Genomic DNA, 13,832 nt, shown 5'->3' on the forward strand with positions numbered 1-13,832 from the left:
CGCTCCCACAGGGATTTGTTGCGCCCCAAAAATGGTGGGCGCATGCATAATGCCGCCGTCTGAAGAATGGAATCTGTCGATGCTCGCGTTCAATCTGCGCTATGCCTTGTTACTGACATCCCTGGTATTTATCCCGGTCGTTCACGCCAGCAGCTTCGATTGCGCCAGCGCTGTCAGCAAGACTGAAAAAACCATCTGTAGCGATTCTTATATTTCTGATCTTGATAAGAAGCTGGGTGCTTTATGGCGTCCGACTTTGGCCAAAGTCGCTGATCCGAAAGCGTTGAAGGCCGACCAGCGAGGATGGCTAAAAAACCGCAATCAATGCGCCGAGGATGTTCCGTGTCTGCGTCGCGAGTATTTGATGCGACTCAAGGCGCTTGAATATATGGTCAAGCCGTTCAGTTGGGATGCCACCTGGCAGATTATTCCCTGGGGCGTATCCTCCGGGGCCACGTTGCAAACAAAGCGCATCGACGCCGACCATATATCTTTCGATATATCGGCGGTGGCCGGCGCCAACTCGGGCGATATGGACGGTATTGCCACCATTGTTGGCACCGAAGCTCATTACAGCGGAACAGGTTGTACGCTGAAGTTCAGTGCGTTCAATGGTTTGCTGGACGTTACGCAAGACGGCTCCGATCCAACTTGCGGTGGTGGGATGGGGGTCTACTACGGCGGACGTTATGTTGCGTCGGAACAATCACAGTCAATCGACTACGATCTGCTCAGCCTTGGCGTGGCACGAACTCAGCAGGAAGATGAACTGCTACATGCGCTGCTCAAGGATGATTACCAGACATTGCTGCAAAACAGCGGATCAATGGCGTCGGGCGATGCCTCCAGCGATATTCCGAATGCTCAAGTCGATGAATTCTGGCTGCGCGGATTGGCCAATAGCAACGCGGGGATTCTGATGCGCGCACCGGAAGGCAAATTGTGGCTGGTGTTGCTGGTTTTCGATGATCAGCGCGAATCCCGCGCTCGTTACTACACCAACGTGCCGGAATGGAAAAAACGAGTACCCAATGCATTGCTCGCCTGGCACAAACGAATAGCGGACGACCAGACTTTGCCACTGGACCTCATGCCCTGAGCTTGCAAAACCCGGTGGCGAGGGGATTTATCCCCGTTGGGCTGCACAGCAGCCCCGACCTCCCTCAAGTCGCAAACAAAACCCCACGAATCTCCCCAACCCTCTGCGCCATCACCCCCTCCAGCACCAACCGAGTAATCGTATCCGCCGCCGTCTGATAATCCTCATCCTGCGGTTCCTCACGACCAGTGATGCGGCCCATTTGCCAGCCGATATTGGTGTAGGTGCGGGTGGCCGACCAGATAAACAGCATCAGATGTTCAGGATCAACCGGCGCCAGCAGGCCACGGTCGATCCAGCTACGCAGGCATTCGACGTTACGCCGGGCTTCGGCGTGCAACAGGTCGCGGCACTCGTCGGGTAACTGGCGACCGCCCAGCAGCAGTTCGCCGCTGAATACCTTGGCGATGGCCTGGTGCTCGCGAGCGATACGGATGCGTGCGGCGACGTAGGCGCGCAGGCCGATCAGCGGATCGTCGCTTTCGCGCAGCACGGCGGAAGCTTCCAGCAGCGGTTCGACAAACCCCAGCAACACTTTGCCGTAAAGGTTTTCCTTGGTCTGGAAGTAGTAATACAGGTTGGCCTTGGGCACCCCGGCACGGGCCGCGATGTCGCGGGTCTGGGTGGCGTCGAAGCCGTTGGCAGCGAACTCTTCGCTGGCGGCGGCAAGGATCAGTTGCTCGTTGCGTACTCGGATGGCGCTCATGGATACACGGAATTGATGGACGGCATGGACAGGTTCTGGCGATTTCGGTTTCGCAATATACAAAACTATATAGCGATCAGGCCAGCTTACTTGACGGACAGCGCTATGCTGGGTCGATCATTTAAAGGAACGAGGCAGGGATATGACGATTAAGGCACTGCGGGCCGACGCGACCCATCTGGATGCGGTGGCGCGGTTATTCGATGCGTACAGAGGCTTTTATCAGCAGCCGTCGAACCTTGAGCAATCGCGGGCGTTCATTGCCGAGCGCATGGCCAACAACGAATCGGCGCTTTTTCTCGCGCTGGATGAGAGGGGCGAGGCGCTGGGTTTTGTGCAGTTGTACCCGACGTTTTCCTCGATCGACGCTCACCGTACCTGGCTGCTCAGTGATCTGTTCACCGCTCAGGCCGCCCGTGGCCGGGGCGTCGGCAGATTGCTGATGAATACAGCGCGGGATTTCGCTCTGGAGACTGGCGCGAAGGGTCTGATGCTGGAAACCGCGACCGACAACTTCAGCGCTCAGGGTTTGTACGAGTCGCTCGGTTATGTGCGGGATACGGGTTATTACACCTACCTGCTCGATTTGCGGCAGGACTGACTGAATATTTTTATGAAAATCGCGATTTCAGCCTTTCCCTGAACGTCAGCTCTCTCTAGAATCCGCCCGGCCTTCGAAATGGAGGCGCATTGCCATCATTTGGCGTTGTTCATTTAGGGACGGACATCATGCAATTCGGGAAAATTCTGGCGTTGGGCCTGGTACTTACGCTGGGCGGTTGTGCCAGTTTCACCAAAGACGAAGTGGCGCCGGTGACCATGCCGTCGATGGCCAACTACGCCAACAAACCTAATGTCTACGTAGACTTCGACTTCTATCAGGGCGAGCCGAAAAGCGCTTCCGCCGTGGAAGTGCCGCAAGCGCGTGATCAACTGAAGCCGCAGTTGCAGAAAATCCTCACCGACTCCGGCCTGTTCGGTCGCGTCACCCTGGACGAGTTCCAGAAGCAGCCGGGCGACTACAGCCTGCGCCTGAAAATGTACAACCATCCGCCGAATGCCGGTTCGATGGTACTGGGCTTCATCAGCGGTTTCAGCCTGGGGGTGATCCCGGCGTACGGCACCGATCAATACACCATGAGCCTCGAAGCCGTGGACGGAACGGGCCAGGCCCTGACCACCGCGAGCAACCATGATGCGGTCGGCACCTGGATCGGCATCTGGTTCATCCCGCTGATGGCCAACACGCCTAAAGAAGCGGTGAATGACACGTTCACCCGTCAGGTCAACGCGCTGCTCAAGCAAATGGTCGACAACAAGAACCTGAAGTACTCGGCACTCGAAACCCGTATTCCACGGGCGTGAAGCCAAAAAAAAGAGCCGCGATTGCGGCTCTTTTTTTGTCTGTTACTTCAGTGCCTGAATGAACTGTGGATCGCTGTACAGATCCTTCAGCAAATCCCGCAGCATCGGGTTGTAAGCATTGACCGCGTTGGGGATCGCGATGACACCGAAGAAGCTGCTGCTCCACTGGCTGCTGACATCCTTGGTCGCATCATAGACAACATCGTTGCCGTTCAGCAGGGTGAAGCGCGCGGCGAGCTGACCAGTGCCCGTGCCCATGCCGGCAGTCAGATTGTTTTTCACCACCAGGACTTTCAACTGACGTTGAGCCTGCGGATCGAGCAAACCAGCTTTGCGCAGTTCTTCGGTAATCGCGTCCTGAATGTGCGCCGGGATGCTGCCGGTCGGCGAACTGATCGGGTTGGCCCGCACCATCAGCGAACCTTCACCGGATTCTGCCGTTACTTGAGGATTGCTGATCGCATGCAGTGGCGGGGTTTGCTTGAGCTTCTGGACGTTTTCGTAGCTCGGCTCATAGCGAGTCATGGTCATGCCACACCCTTGCAGCAGCAGCGCCAACATCGGGATCAACAACAGAGACTTCTTCACGGCAGTTCCTTGCGTGGGAATTTAGGGGTGCGAATTATGGGCAGAGTGCCATCGTCGGGCAACTGTGTTTGTCCACACCGCTAAAACAATCCCCCATATCCCTTTTCAATCCCGCTCAGCGAGCATCCGTTCAATTTGTGCCAACTCCCAGGTACTGAGCAAACTCACCGGATCGGTGCCGTAGTTTTGCCAGGTGTCGAGCGCACCTTCGCGTCCATCGGGGCAGCGAGCGGACTCGCAGTGATGCAACCGCCCACCTTCAAAATCCAGTACCAGACGCCAGCCTTCGATATCGACCGCGACCAGTCCCGCCCCGGCAGGTGCCTCGCTCAACTTGAACGCAAGAACCCCAAGCGCAGCATCGCGCAAGCACTGACAAACCTCGCGAGCAGTGAGAAGTGGCGGCATGTTGGAACTCAATGGGCAAGAAAGACCGCGCAAGCATAGAGCGCAGGCGGGGCGATGTCAGCGATGACTGGCCCGATCACGAACAATTCCGTAACATTCGCCACCCTCTTTTTTCCGCGAAAAACAGCGACTACGCTCGTCAGTCGCCAGTCAGGTAAACCATGAAAGCTAAACGTCTGCGCGCCGATGTCCTGGCCGGACTCACCACCTCTTTTGCCCTGTTGCCCGAGTGCATTGCGTTCGCACTGGTGGCCCACCTCAACCCGTTGATGGGCCTGTATGGCGCCTTCATCATTTGCACGCTGACCGCGTTGTTCGGCGGTCGGCCGGGAATGGTTTCCGGGGCGGCGGGTTCGATGGCGGTGGTCATCGTTGCGCTGGTGGTGCAGCACGGCGTGCAGTATCTGCTGGCGACGGTGCTGCTCGGCGGTTTGATCATGATGGCGTTCGGTTTGCTGCGGCTGGGCAAACTGGTGCGGATGGTGCCGCATTCGGTGATGCTCGGCTTCGTCAACGGTCTGGCGATCATCATTGCGCTGGCGCAACTGGAGCACTTCAAATCCGGTGAACACTGGCTCAGCGGTACGCCTTTGTACCTGATGACCGGGCTGGTGCTGTTGACCATGGCCATCGTCTACATCCTCCCGCGCCTGACCCGCGCCGTGCCGCCAGCCTTGGTGGCGATCCTCGGCGTCGGGCTGCTGGTCTACCTGTTCGGCTTGCCGACTCGCACCCTTGGTGACATGGCGCACATCGCCGGTGGCTTGCCGACATTCGCGCTGCCGGATATCCCGTGGAACCTGGAAACCCTGCGCATCATCGCGCCGTACGCGATTTTGATGGCGCTGGTTGGTCTGCTGGAAACCCTGCTGACCCTCAACCTCACCGACGAAATCACCGAGAGCCGTGGTTATCCGGATCGTGAGTGCGTGGCGCTGGGCGCGGCGAACATAGTGTCGGGTGCGTTTGGCGGCATGGGCGGTTGCGCGATGATCGGGCAGACCGTGATCAACCTCAGTTCCGGTGGGCGCGGACGTACGTCCGGCGTGGTGGCGGGGGTGTTGATTCTGCTGTTCATTCTGTTTCTGTCGCCGCTGATCGAGCGCATTCCGCTGGCGGCGCTGGTGGGCGTGATGTTTGTGGTGTCGCAGCAGACTTTCGCCTGGGCTTCGTTGCGCGTGCTCAACAAAGTGCCGCTCAACGATGTGCTGGTGATCATCGCCGTGACCACGATTACCGTGTTCACCGATCTGGCGACAGCGGTGCTGTGCGGCATCATCATCGCCGCGCTGAACTTCGCCTGGCAGCAGGCTCGCGAACTGTACGCCGACGAGCATCTGGAGGCTGACGGCAGCAAACTCTATCGCCTGCATGGCACATTGTTTTTTGCCTCGACCGCGCCGTTCCTCAATCAATTTGATCCGGCCAATGATCCGGCGCGGGTCACGCTTGATTGTCGGCATTTGAGCTTTGTCGATTACTCGGCGATTGCTGCGCTGAAAACCTTGCGCGAGCGCTATGAAAAGGCTGGCAAGGATTTGCAGGTTTTTCACTTGTCCGAACGCTGCAAGAAACTGCTAAAACGCGCCGGGGTCGAGCACGCCTGAAGACTTGGGTGATCCCGCCAGATTTAATGAATCAACAGAAATACCTGTGGGAGCTGGCTTGCCAGCGATGGCGTCAGGTCAGCCAGCATCAATGTCGGATGTACCGGCCTCATCGCTGGCAAGCCAGCTCCCACAGGGGTTTTGTGTTTGTTTAGGGGGTTAGATGGCCGGGAAGTCGATGTCGGTCAGTGCGGTGTTGTTCAGGTAGTTGGTCAGGGTCTGCACCGCGACCAGCGCAATCACCTCGATAATTTTCGTGTCATCGATACCGGCAGCGCGGGCTGCCGCAATCTGCTCATCACTCAAGTGACCACGACTTTCAGTCAACTGATAGGCGAGGGCAGCATAGGCATTCAGTTCACCCTGACGCGCCGCCACGATGTCCTGCGCTGAAAGCCCTGATTTGCTCGCGAACAAAGTGTGCGCCGCCAGGCAGTAATCGCAACCGTTGACCTGCGAAGTGGCGAGGTACACCGCTTCTTTTTCCTTGGCGCTCAGAGAAGTCTTGCCGAGGGTCGCGGAGGCTTGCACGTAGGTGTCGAGCGCCACGGGCGCCTTGGCCAGTGTCGCAAACAGGTTGGGCAGGAAGCCGATTTTCTTCTGTACACCTTCAAGCACTGGGCGAGTGGTGTCGGTAGCGTTGGCGAGGCTGATTGCGGTGATGCGGCTCATGGTGACTCTCCAGAATCCCGGTGCGTTGTGCGCCGGGGATGGAGGTCATCTTATTCAGCGTGACTGGTGCTTTGGATGCATATCGTCGAGGATATGCGACAGATCGTCCAGAATCGTACTCGGGAGTTGCCCATGGATCGCCTTTCCACGCTGCTCAGCCATTTCGGCGTCAATGCCGGCACCTTTCATAGCGGCACCTTCTGCGGCGTCAACGTCCATGAGGGCGAGCCGTGCGGGCATGTGCATCTGTTGCAGGCGGGCGAGTTGTTGCTCAAGCCTGGCATTGAGCGTGAGATCCGTCTGGACGAGCCGTCGCTGATTTTCTTTCCCAGACCCTTTGCCCACCGAATGTTCGCCGACGAGGCGATGGACACCAAAGTGGTGTGCGCAACGCTGACGTTCGACGGCGGCTCGGGCAATGCGCTGGCGGCGGCGCTGCCGGATTATCTGGTGCTGAAACTGACTGAAATTCCGGAACTCGGTCCCACTCTCGAATGGCTGTTCAAGGAAGCATCTGAAGGGCATTGCGGGCATATGGCGGTCTTGGATCGGTTGTTCGAGGTGCTGGTCATTCTGCTGTTGCGCCACCTCATCAGCCGTCGCGAACAACAACCGGGGATGATCGCAGGGCTGGCCGATCCGCGCTTGTCCCGCGCTTTGAACCTGATGCATGAGCAACCGGCCACGCCGTGGAGCGTGGCCGAACTGGCGGCTGCCGCGAACCTGTCGCGGGCCGGGTTTGCCGAGCAGTTTCGTCGGGTGGTGGGCCAGTCGCCCGCCGATTATCTGGTGAATTGGCGGGTCAGTCTGGCGCAGAAGCGTCTGCGCGAAGGCAAGCCAATTGCGTTGATTGCCGAGGAGGTCGGTTACGAAAGTCCTTCAGCGCTGGCCCGGGCGTTTCGCCGCAAGACCGGGCTCAGCCCTCGCGAGTGGAAGGCTGGCGAGGCTTGAACTTCATTTGGCGAACTTCTTCGCGCCCGCCACACACAGAATCACGCCCAAAGTCACCGCGAGCATGCCAAGGCTGACTTGTTCGTGCAGCAACGTCGCCGCCAGCGCCAGGCCGAAAAACGGTTGCAGTAATTGCAACTGCCCAACCGCCGCGATTCCGCCCTGGGCCAGTCCGCGATACCAGAACACAAAACCGATCAGCATGCTGAACAGCGAAACATAGGCCAGACTCAGCCACGCCGGAAGGCTGATGCCGCTGAACGTGGCGGGCGCCAGCCACAGACTCGACAACGCCATCACCGGCAAAGACAACACCAGCGCCCAGCAGATCACCTGCCAGCCACCTAAGGTTCGCGACAGTTTTGCACCTTCGGCATAACCAAGACCGCAGGCGATAATCGCCGCCAGCATCAGCAAATCACCGGTAGGCGAGGCGGTCAGACCTCGGGACATCGCGAAGCCGACCACGAGCGCACTGCCCAGCACCGAGAAGATCCAGAACACCGGGCGCGGGCGCTCACCGCCACGCAGCACAGCGAAAATCGCCGTCGCCAGCGGCAGCAATCCTACAAACACAATCGAATGGGCCGACGTCACGTGTTGCAGCGCCAGCGCGGTCAGCAGCGGAAAACCCAACACCACGCCCATGGCGACAATCAACAACGACAGCCACTGATCGCGTGCCGGTCGGCGCTCGCGAAACAACCACAACAGGCACAGCGCCAGCACCCCGGCTATGGCCGCGCGGGCGACCGTGAGAAACACCGGATCGAACTCCATCACCGCCAGGCGCGTGGCCGGCAGCGAACCGCTGAAGATCAGCACGCCGATGAAACCGTTGATCCAGCCGCTGGTTTTTTCCAGTGCCGGGTGAGGCAGGTGCGAGGTTCGTTCCATGTGCGATCACGCTCGAAAGTGGGGTTGCGTCGGTTGAATCCTATGGCTGAGAATCAGCACAATCAAAAAATCGTCATGGATACAGTCGACATGCCGCGCTCCCGTTACAAGACGCTGGTTGATGCTTACGCAGCGGACATCCGTTCGGGCCTGCTGTCGCCCGGAACCCGGTTGCCCACGCATCGACAATTGGCCGCCCGCGAAGGGTTGGCGCTGGTTACGGCTTCGCGGGTGTATGCGGAGTTGGAGGCGATGGGACTGGTCAGCGGTGAGTCCGGGCGCGGCACGTTCGTTCGGGAAACCTCGTTGTCGCCGGGGCAGGGCATCGATCAGAAAGATGTCGCGGTCGGCATGATCGATCTGAATTTCAACTATCCGTCATTACCCGGTCAGGCTGATTTGTTACGCACCGCGTTGCGCCAGTTGGCATTGTCCGGCGATCTGGAGGCTCTGCTGCGTTACCAGCCGCACGCCGGTCGCGCCCATGAGCGGGCATCTGTCGCCAAACACCTGAAAACCCGTGGGGTAAGCGTTGATGCCGAGCAAGTGCTGATCGTCAACGGTGCCCAGCAGGGCCTCGCGGTGACGATGATGGCGCTGCTCAAACCCGGTGATGTGATTGCCGCGGATGCGCTGACCTATTCGGGCTTCAAAGTGCTGGCCGAAGCGCTGCATCTGGAGATAGTGGCGATTCCTGTCACCGAGCACGGGCCGGATCTTCAGGCGCTGGAAAAACTTTGCCGCCAGCGCTCGGTGCGGGCCATTTACTGCATGCCGACGCTGCACAATCCGCTGGGCTGGGTGACGCCAATCGAACAACGCGAGCAACTGGTCGCGATTGCCCGCAAGCATGATCTGACGATTATCGAAGACGCGGCCTACGCCTTTCTGGTCGAAAACCCACCACGTCCGCTGATCGATCTGGCACCGGAGCGCACGGTTTATGTGTCGGGTATTTCGAAGAGCATCGCCACCGGGTTGCGCGTCGGCTTTATCGCCGCGCCCGCGCAAACCGTGCCGGCGCTGGAACGGATCATCCGCGCCACCACCTGGAACACTCCCGGAGTGATGACCGCGATTGCCTGCGGTTGGCTCGACGACGGTACCGTCACCGTGCTTGAAGCGCAAAAGCGCAATGACGCACAGGCCCGTCAGGCGCTGGCCGCCGGGTTGCTCAAAGGGCTGCGTTACGTTGCCCATCCGTCGTCGTACTTTGTCTGGATGCCGTTGCCGGAAGACGTGCGCACCGATCAGATCGTCGTCGAATTGATGCACGAACAGGTTTCAGTCACCAGTGCCGAGCCTTTTGTGGTGTCGGCGCATGTGCCGCACGCGATCCGCCTGGCGCTGGGCTCGGTGGGGATGGAGGAGTTACGCGAGGCATTGATCAAAGTCAGAAAGACCATCGCCGCCTACCTGTAAAAGCTCCCTCGCCACAAAGTGTTAGCCTTAGCCCGATTGCATTACGCCGTTTTGGACCGCCAGATGAAAAACACCGCCTCACTCATTCTTGCCTTGATCCTTTGCAATGGCCTGCTCAGCACTTCCGTGCTGGCAGCCGGCGACCCGGAAGCTGGCGCAAAGATCTTCCCGCGCCTGTGCGGCGGTTGCCACCAGGTCGGCGAATCCGCGCGTCCGGGCTTCGGCCCGCAACTCAACGGGATCATCGGCCGACCTGCCGGGACATCGGAAAATTACGTCTACTCGGACGCGATGAAAAACTCAGGCGTGACCTGGGATCGTGAAACCCTGACGGCGTATCTGAAAGACCCGAAAGGCGTGGTGCCGGGAACGCGGATGATCTTCTGGGGGCTGAGTGACGAGGAAAAACTCGATAATCTGTTGGCCTATCTGCAAACCTTTTCCCCGGCGGCAAAAGCCAATCCCCAGTAGGCGTGTGTGTTACTGCTGAGCTTTTGCCGCAAACCATTGCATGACCAACGCGGTCGCCGGATGTGAAGCCGCCGCAGGCTGCAAACACAACGAATAAATCCCCCCGGTGTTCAACGGCTCGCCGAACGGCACAACCAGCAAACCACGTTCAATCGACTCCGCCGCCAGTGTCATGTCCGTCACCGCCACTCCCAATCCTCGTGCCGCCGCATCCAGTGCCAGTTCATCAAGGTTGAATGGAATGTGCCGGTAATCCTCCAGCGGTTTGCCGTCGTTTGCTGTCAGCCATTCGAACCAGGCCTGACGATCCACCGAGCGATGCAGCAACGCAAAGCGCGATAACTCCTCTATCGAGCGTGGCGCATTTGCCAGATCGGGTGAACACACCGGCACCAGCATTTCCTCAAACAGCGTCAGGCAATCCCGGTCGCTGGAGGCTTGCGGCAGATAGAGAATGTACGCATCGCTGTCGATGGCCGGTTCGACGACTTCAGTGGCGACGGTTTCAATCGCCAGTGAGACCTCTGGATGGCTCACATAGAAGTCGCTGAGTTTCGGCAAAAGCCAACGTACCGCCAGCGACACATGCATGCGGATGCGGAACGGGCGTTGCTGCGGGGCGAGGCGTTCTTCGAGGGTTTTCAGTTGTTCAAGGATGCTGCGAGCGCTGGCCAGTACCTGTTCACCTTCCGGCGTGAGGCGCAGGCTGCGGCTGGTTCTGATCAACAGTGCGACATTGAAATGACTTTCCAGTTGCTGAATCTGCCGGCTCACGGCGCTTTGGGTCAGGCACAGTTTCTGCGCCGCCAGGGTGAAGCTGCCGCAAGCAGCGACTTCAACCAGCGCTTGCATGGCTTGCAGCGACGGAACGTGGCGAATTTTATCCATGCGTTTTCAGAATGGCTCGATGATTTTATAACGTTGGTTGGTCCAGCGAAGACCTTATAGATTTTAGCTCTGGCGGCAGTCTTCTCAAGTTGAGCATGCGATTCACGCATGACGGATGTTGAGAAGCAAGCCCAGAACGATAGTCAATGAGGTGAGCATGGAAAACGTATGTGGCTGGATCGCGCAGGCGGGTGGATCAGCGGAGCGCGGTCGCCTGAGTGGTGCGCAACGCGCCGATTGGCTGGTAATCGGTGCGGGAATCACCGGGCTCAGTGCCGCTCATACACTTGCTGAAATGCACCCTCAGGCGCGCATCGTGGTTGTGGATCGGCAACGTGCGGCGCAAGGCGCTTCGGCACGCAACTCCGGGTTTGTCGTGGCTCACGAACTTCCGGCGACAAGTGAGCTGATTGGTGCACCGGGTTTCGCCGGGTTCGAAATCGACACACAGATTTCCCGCGCAGCCAGCGAAGAAGTGCGCCAACGCATTGCCCGGCATGCCATCGACTGCGACTTTCGTGACAGCGGTTACTACTTTGCGGTCAATGACCCGGCCAAGCTCGATCATGTCGACGCAAAACTCGCGACCTTGCGCGCACTCGGTGCCCGCGCCGAGTTTTTGCAGGGTGAACAACTGGCCGCGAAACTCGGTACCCGTCACTACGAATCGGCGATCTGGTGCGGCCAGGGCAACGGCCTGCTGCAGCCGGCCAAATACGTAAAGGGCTTGCTCAATGCATTGCCGGATAACGTCACGGTTTTCGAGAACACGGATATCAGCGCTCTTGAGCGCCTGAGCCATGGGCGTCTGCTGGCCAATGCTGTCGATGGCAGCATCGAGGCAAAGCAGGTTCTGGTGTGCCTGAATGCGTTCATCCCCCGAGTCGGGATCAGCGATAGCGCGACGTTCCCGATGGAACTCAGCGCCAGCCTCACGCGGCCGTTGACTGATCGGGAGTTTCAATCGATTGGCGCGGTCGAGCCGTGGGGCGTGCTCTCGACCCGACCGCTGGGCGCGACGGTACGGTTAACGCCTGACCGGCGCGTGATGATCCGCAACACTGCCGAATACCGCACGCGCGATCTGTCCAACAGCGAACTGGCCCAACGTCGGCAACACCATGCTCGCGGACTGCAACGGCGCTTTCCGTTCCTTGGCGAGCGAGACATTCAGTACACCTGGACCGGCCATTTGAGTGCGACCCGCAGCGGTCAGGCCTTTTTTGAACGGGTGCAAGAGGGCATGTTTGCCGTCGCCGGTTGCAATGGCTCGGGCGTGGCACGCGGAACCTTGTGGGGACGGTTGCTCGCGGAACTGGCGAGCGGCGTTGACTCGCCACTTCTGCAATCGGTGATGCAACGGGCCGAGCCCGGCTGGCTGCCGCCACGTCCTTTCTTCGATATCGGTGCCATGCTTCGCATGCGCGTGGAGGCGGTCAGGGCCAGAACAGAAATCTGAAATTCCGCATCGCACAAGAACAAAAGCCATTCAACACAGGTGATAGAACATGCGCATCAACTCACTTTCCCTGGCCGTCGCACTCGCAGCCAGTTCGACGGCCGCTTACGCCGATGAAACCGTCAACATCTCCAACTGGAACAGCTACATCGCCCCGGATACCTTGGCCAACTTCACCCAGGCCACCGGCATCAAGACCACTTACGACATTCACGACAGCAACGAAGTGCTGGAATCCAAGTTGATGACCGGCAACACCGGATATGACGTGGTCAGCCCGTCGAACCACTTTCTGTCGCGTCTGATCAAGGCCGGAGCGATCCAGAAACTCGACAAGTCGCAGTTGCCCAACTGGAAAAACCTCGACCCCCTGTTGATGCAAAATCTTCAAGTCAACGACCCCGGCAATCAGTACGGTTATCCGTACATGTGGGGCACTGCTGGCATCGGTTACAACGTCGAAAAGATCAAGGCGATCTTCGGCAACACTGATATCACCCATTCGTGGAAGATGTTTTTCGATGAGGAAAACATCAAGAAACTCAGCCAGTGCGGCGTAGCGTTCATCGATAACCCGACACAGGTGCTGCCGATCACCCTCAACTATCTGCACTTGCCGCCACACAGTCACGAACCGCAAGATTATAAAAAGGCCGAGCAGGCATTGCTGAAGATCCGTCCGTATATTCAGTACTTCCATGCTTCGAAATACATCAGCGATCTGGCCAACGGCAACGTCTGCGCGGTGATCGGTTTCAACGGCGATATCGTCCAGGCTGCCGCGAGCGCCAAAGAAGCGAAAAACGGTATCGACATCGCTTACTCGATCCCGGACGAAGGCACGACATTGTGGTTTGACATGATGGTCATGCCGAAAAGCGCGCCGCATGAGAAAAACGGTTACGCCTACATGAACTACCTGCTCGAACCCAAGGTGATTGCCAACATTAGCAACAGCATCCATTACGCCAACCCGAATGCGGCGGCGAATGAGTTCTTGAATCCGGACGTTAAAGACGATCCGGCGATTTATCCGCCAAAAAGCGTGCTGGAGAAGTTGTTCACCGTCGAAGAGTTGCCTGCTGCGATTGCGCGGCTGAGTACGCGGTTGTGGACCAAACTGAAGACCAATACCTGAGTCGGTAAAACACTCATTCCAGTGACGGACGAACGGCGCTCTTTCGCGACCCGATGCGAGAGGGCGTTTGCAGCAAAAATAACCTTTCGTGATAGTCGGGAGCCACTGCGCTCATGAAAAAGCCCGGCTGATCAGGCCGGGCTACTTTTTTGCGCTTGGTA

General features: G+C 58.6%; 15 protein-coding genes. 9 read left to right on the plus strand and 6 right to left on the minus strand.

Features of this window, described 5'->3' with window-relative positions:
- The first annotated feature begins 79 nt into the window (after nucleotides 1-79).
- Nucleotides 80-1,099 (plus strand): lysozyme inhibitor LprI family protein, encoded by a 1,020-nt coding sequence (locus ACIOZM_RS08635; protein ID WP_401212010.1) that lies wholly within the window; start codon nucleotides 80-82, stop codon nucleotides 1,097-1,099.
- A gap of 64 nt (nucleotides 1,100-1,163) precedes the next feature.
- Here the strand turns inward: ACIOZM_RS08635 and ACIOZM_RS08640 are convergent, their stop codons facing one another.
- Nucleotides 1,164-1,805, minus strand: coding sequence for a TetR/AcrR family transcriptional regulator (locus tag ACIOZM_RS08640; RefSeq protein ID WP_401212013.1), 642 nt, complete (start codon nucleotides 1,803-1,805; stop codon nucleotides 1,164-1,166).
- Between the two features lie 142 nt (nucleotides 1,806-1,947).
- Between ACIOZM_RS08640 and ACIOZM_RS08645 the strand changes: the two genes are divergently transcribed.
- Together ACIOZM_RS08645 and ACIOZM_RS08650 are read left to right on the plus strand one after the other, a co-directional pair.
- The gene (locus ACIOZM_RS08645; RefSeq protein ID WP_401212016.1) at nucleotides 1,948-2,406 is read left to right on the plus strand and encodes a GNAT family N-acetyltransferase; all 459 of its coding nucleotides are present in this window, start codon (nucleotides 1,948-1,950) and stop codon (nucleotides 2,404-2,406) included.
- A gap of 128 nt (nucleotides 2,407-2,534) precedes the next feature.
- Nucleotides 2,535-3,170, plus strand: coding sequence for a hypothetical protein (locus ACIOZM_RS08650; RefSeq protein WP_401212019.1), 636 nt, complete (start codon nucleotides 2,535-2,537; stop codon nucleotides 3,168-3,170).
- A 42-nt stretch (nucleotides 3,171-3,212) separates the two neighbouring features.
- Here ACIOZM_RS08650 and ACIOZM_RS08655 read toward each other — a convergent pair whose 3' ends face one another.
- Nucleotides 3,213-3,758, minus strand: coding sequence for a hypothetical protein (locus ACIOZM_RS08655; protein ID WP_401212022.1), 546 nt, complete (start codon nucleotides 3,756-3,758; stop codon nucleotides 3,213-3,215).
- Nucleotides 3,759-3,863: 105 nt separating this feature from the next.
- Entirely contained in the window at nucleotides 3,864-4,166 is a 303-nt protein-coding gene (locus tag ACIOZM_RS08660) for a hypothetical protein (RefSeq protein WP_401212025.1), read from the minus strand.
- Between the two features lie 161 nt (nucleotides 4,167-4,327).
- Between ACIOZM_RS08660 and ACIOZM_RS08665 the strand changes: the two genes are divergently transcribed.
- A complete protein-coding gene (locus ACIOZM_RS08665) occupies nucleotides 4,328-5,773 on the plus strand; it encodes a SulP family inorganic anion transporter (protein ID WP_401212028.1) in 1,446 nt (481 codons plus the stop codon).
- Between the two features lie 159 nt (nucleotides 5,774-5,932).
- On the opposite strand, the gene ACIOZM_RS08670 is transcribed toward ACIOZM_RS08665, so the two are convergent.
- Complete coding sequence (locus ACIOZM_RS08670; RefSeq protein ID WP_401212031.1) at nucleotides 5,933-6,445, minus strand: carboxymuconolactone decarboxylase family protein; 513 nt, start codon at nucleotides 6,443-6,445, stop codon at nucleotides 5,933-5,935.
- A 132-nt stretch (nucleotides 6,446-6,577) separates the two neighbouring features.
- Between ACIOZM_RS08670 and ACIOZM_RS08675 the strand changes: the two genes are divergently transcribed.
- On the plus strand, nucleotides 6,578-7,396 hold the full coding sequence (locus tag ACIOZM_RS08675; RefSeq protein ID WP_401212034.1) for a cupin domain-containing protein: 819 nt from the start codon (nucleotides 6,578-6,580) through the stop codon (nucleotides 7,394-7,396).
- A gap of 3 nt (nucleotides 7,397-7,399) precedes the next feature.
- Here the strand turns inward: ACIOZM_RS08675 and ACIOZM_RS08680 are convergent, their stop codons facing one another.
- Nucleotides 7,400-8,293 (minus strand): DMT family transporter, encoded by an 894-nt coding sequence (locus ACIOZM_RS08680; RefSeq protein ID WP_401212036.1) that lies wholly within the window; start codon nucleotides 8,291-8,293, stop codon nucleotides 7,400-7,402.
- Between the two features lie 90 nt (nucleotides 8,294-8,383).
- On the opposite strand from ACIOZM_RS08680, the gene ACIOZM_RS08685 reads away from it, so the two are divergent.
- On the plus strand, nucleotides 8,384-9,715 hold the full coding sequence (locus ACIOZM_RS08685) for a PLP-dependent aminotransferase family protein (protein WP_401212039.1): 1,332 nt from the start codon (nucleotides 8,384-8,386) through the stop codon (nucleotides 9,713-9,715).
- Between the two features lie 63 nt (nucleotides 9,716-9,778).
- Nucleotides 9,779-10,186, plus strand: coding sequence for a c-type cytochrome (locus ACIOZM_RS08690; RefSeq protein ID WP_401212042.1), 408 nt, complete (start codon nucleotides 9,779-9,781; stop codon nucleotides 10,184-10,186).
- 9 nt (nucleotides 10,187-10,195) lie between these two features.
- On the opposite strand, the gene ACIOZM_RS08695 is transcribed toward ACIOZM_RS08690, so the two are convergent.
- The gene (locus tag ACIOZM_RS08695) at nucleotides 10,196-11,074 is read right to left on the minus strand and encodes a LysR family transcriptional regulator (RefSeq protein ID WP_401212045.1); all 879 of its coding nucleotides are present in this window, start codon (nucleotides 11,072-11,074) and stop codon (nucleotides 10,196-10,198) included.
- Nucleotides 11,075-11,231: 157 nt separating this feature from the next.
- On the opposite strand from ACIOZM_RS08695, the gene ACIOZM_RS08700 reads away from it, so the two are divergent.
- Together ACIOZM_RS08700 and ACIOZM_RS08705 are read left to right on the plus strand one after the other, a co-directional pair.
- A complete protein-coding gene (locus ACIOZM_RS08700) occupies nucleotides 11,232-12,533 on the plus strand; it encodes an NAD(P)/FAD-dependent oxidoreductase (RefSeq protein ID WP_401212048.1) in 1,302 nt (433 codons plus the stop codon).
- A gap of 49 nt (nucleotides 12,534-12,582) precedes the next feature.
- Nucleotides 12,583-13,671 carry a polyamine ABC transporter substrate-binding protein gene (locus ACIOZM_RS08705; protein ID WP_401212051.1) on the plus strand — a complete coding sequence of 363 codons (1,089 nt, stop codon included), beginning with the start codon at nucleotides 12,583-12,585 and terminating at the stop codon, nucleotides 13,669-13,671.
- Nucleotides 13,672-13,832: the final 161 nt, after the last annotated feature.

It is taken from the genome of Pseudomonas sp. NPDC087346 (assembly GCF_044744235.1).
GTDB lineage: Bacteria > Pseudomonadota > Gammaproteobacteria > Pseudomonadales > Pseudomonadaceae > Aquipseudomonas.

Coding starts and splice junctions, on each gene's coding strand:
- ACIOZM_RS08635 (WP_401212010.1), top strand. CDS start 80: ATGCTCGCGTTCAATCTGCGCTATGCCTTGTTACTGACATCCCTGGTA.
- ACIOZM_RS08640 (WP_401212013.1), bottom strand. CDS start 1,805: ATGAGCGCCATCCGAGTACGCAACGAGCAACTGATCCTTGCCGCCGCC.
- ACIOZM_RS08645 (WP_401212016.1), top strand. CDS start 1,948: ATGACGATTAAGGCACTGCGGGCCGACGCGACCCATCTGGATGCGGTG.
- ACIOZM_RS08650 (WP_401212019.1), top strand. CDS start 2,535: ATGCAATTCGGGAAAATTCTGGCGTTGGGCCTGGTACTTACGCTGGGC.
- ACIOZM_RS08660 (WP_401212025.1), bottom strand. CDS start 4,166: ATGCCGCCACTTCTCACTGCTCGCGAGGTTTGTCAGTGCTTGCGCGAT.
- ACIOZM_RS08665 (WP_401212028.1), top strand. CDS start 4,328: ATGAAAGCTAAACGTCTGCGCGCCGATGTCCTGGCCGGACTCACCACC.
- ACIOZM_RS08670 (WP_401212031.1), bottom strand. CDS start 6,445: ATGAGCCGCATCACCGCAATCAGCCTCGCCAACGCTACCGACACCACT.
- ACIOZM_RS08675 (WP_401212034.1), top strand. CDS start 6,578: ATGGATCGCCTTTCCACGCTGCTCAGCCATTTCGGCGTCAATGCCGGC.
- ACIOZM_RS08680 (WP_401212036.1), bottom strand. CDS start 8,293: ATGGAACGAACCTCGCACCTGCCTCACCCGGCACTGGAAAAAACCAGC.
- ACIOZM_RS08685 (WP_401212039.1), top strand. CDS start 8,384: ATGCCGCGCTCCCGTTACAAGACGCTGGTTGATGCTTACGCAGCGGAC.
- ACIOZM_RS08690 (WP_401212042.1), top strand. CDS start 9,779: ATGAAAAACACCGCCTCACTCATTCTTGCCTTGATCCTTTGCAATGGC.
- ACIOZM_RS08695 (WP_401212045.1), bottom strand. CDS start 11,074: ATGGATAAAATTCGCCACGTTCCGTCGCTGCAAGCCATGCAAGCGCTG.
- ACIOZM_RS08700 (WP_401212048.1), top strand. CDS start 11,232: ATGGAAAACGTATGTGGCTGGATCGCGCAGGCGGGTGGATCAGCGGAG.
- ACIOZM_RS08705 (WP_401212051.1), top strand. CDS start 12,583: ATGCGCATCAACTCACTTTCCCTGGCCGTCGCACTCGCAGCCAGTTCG.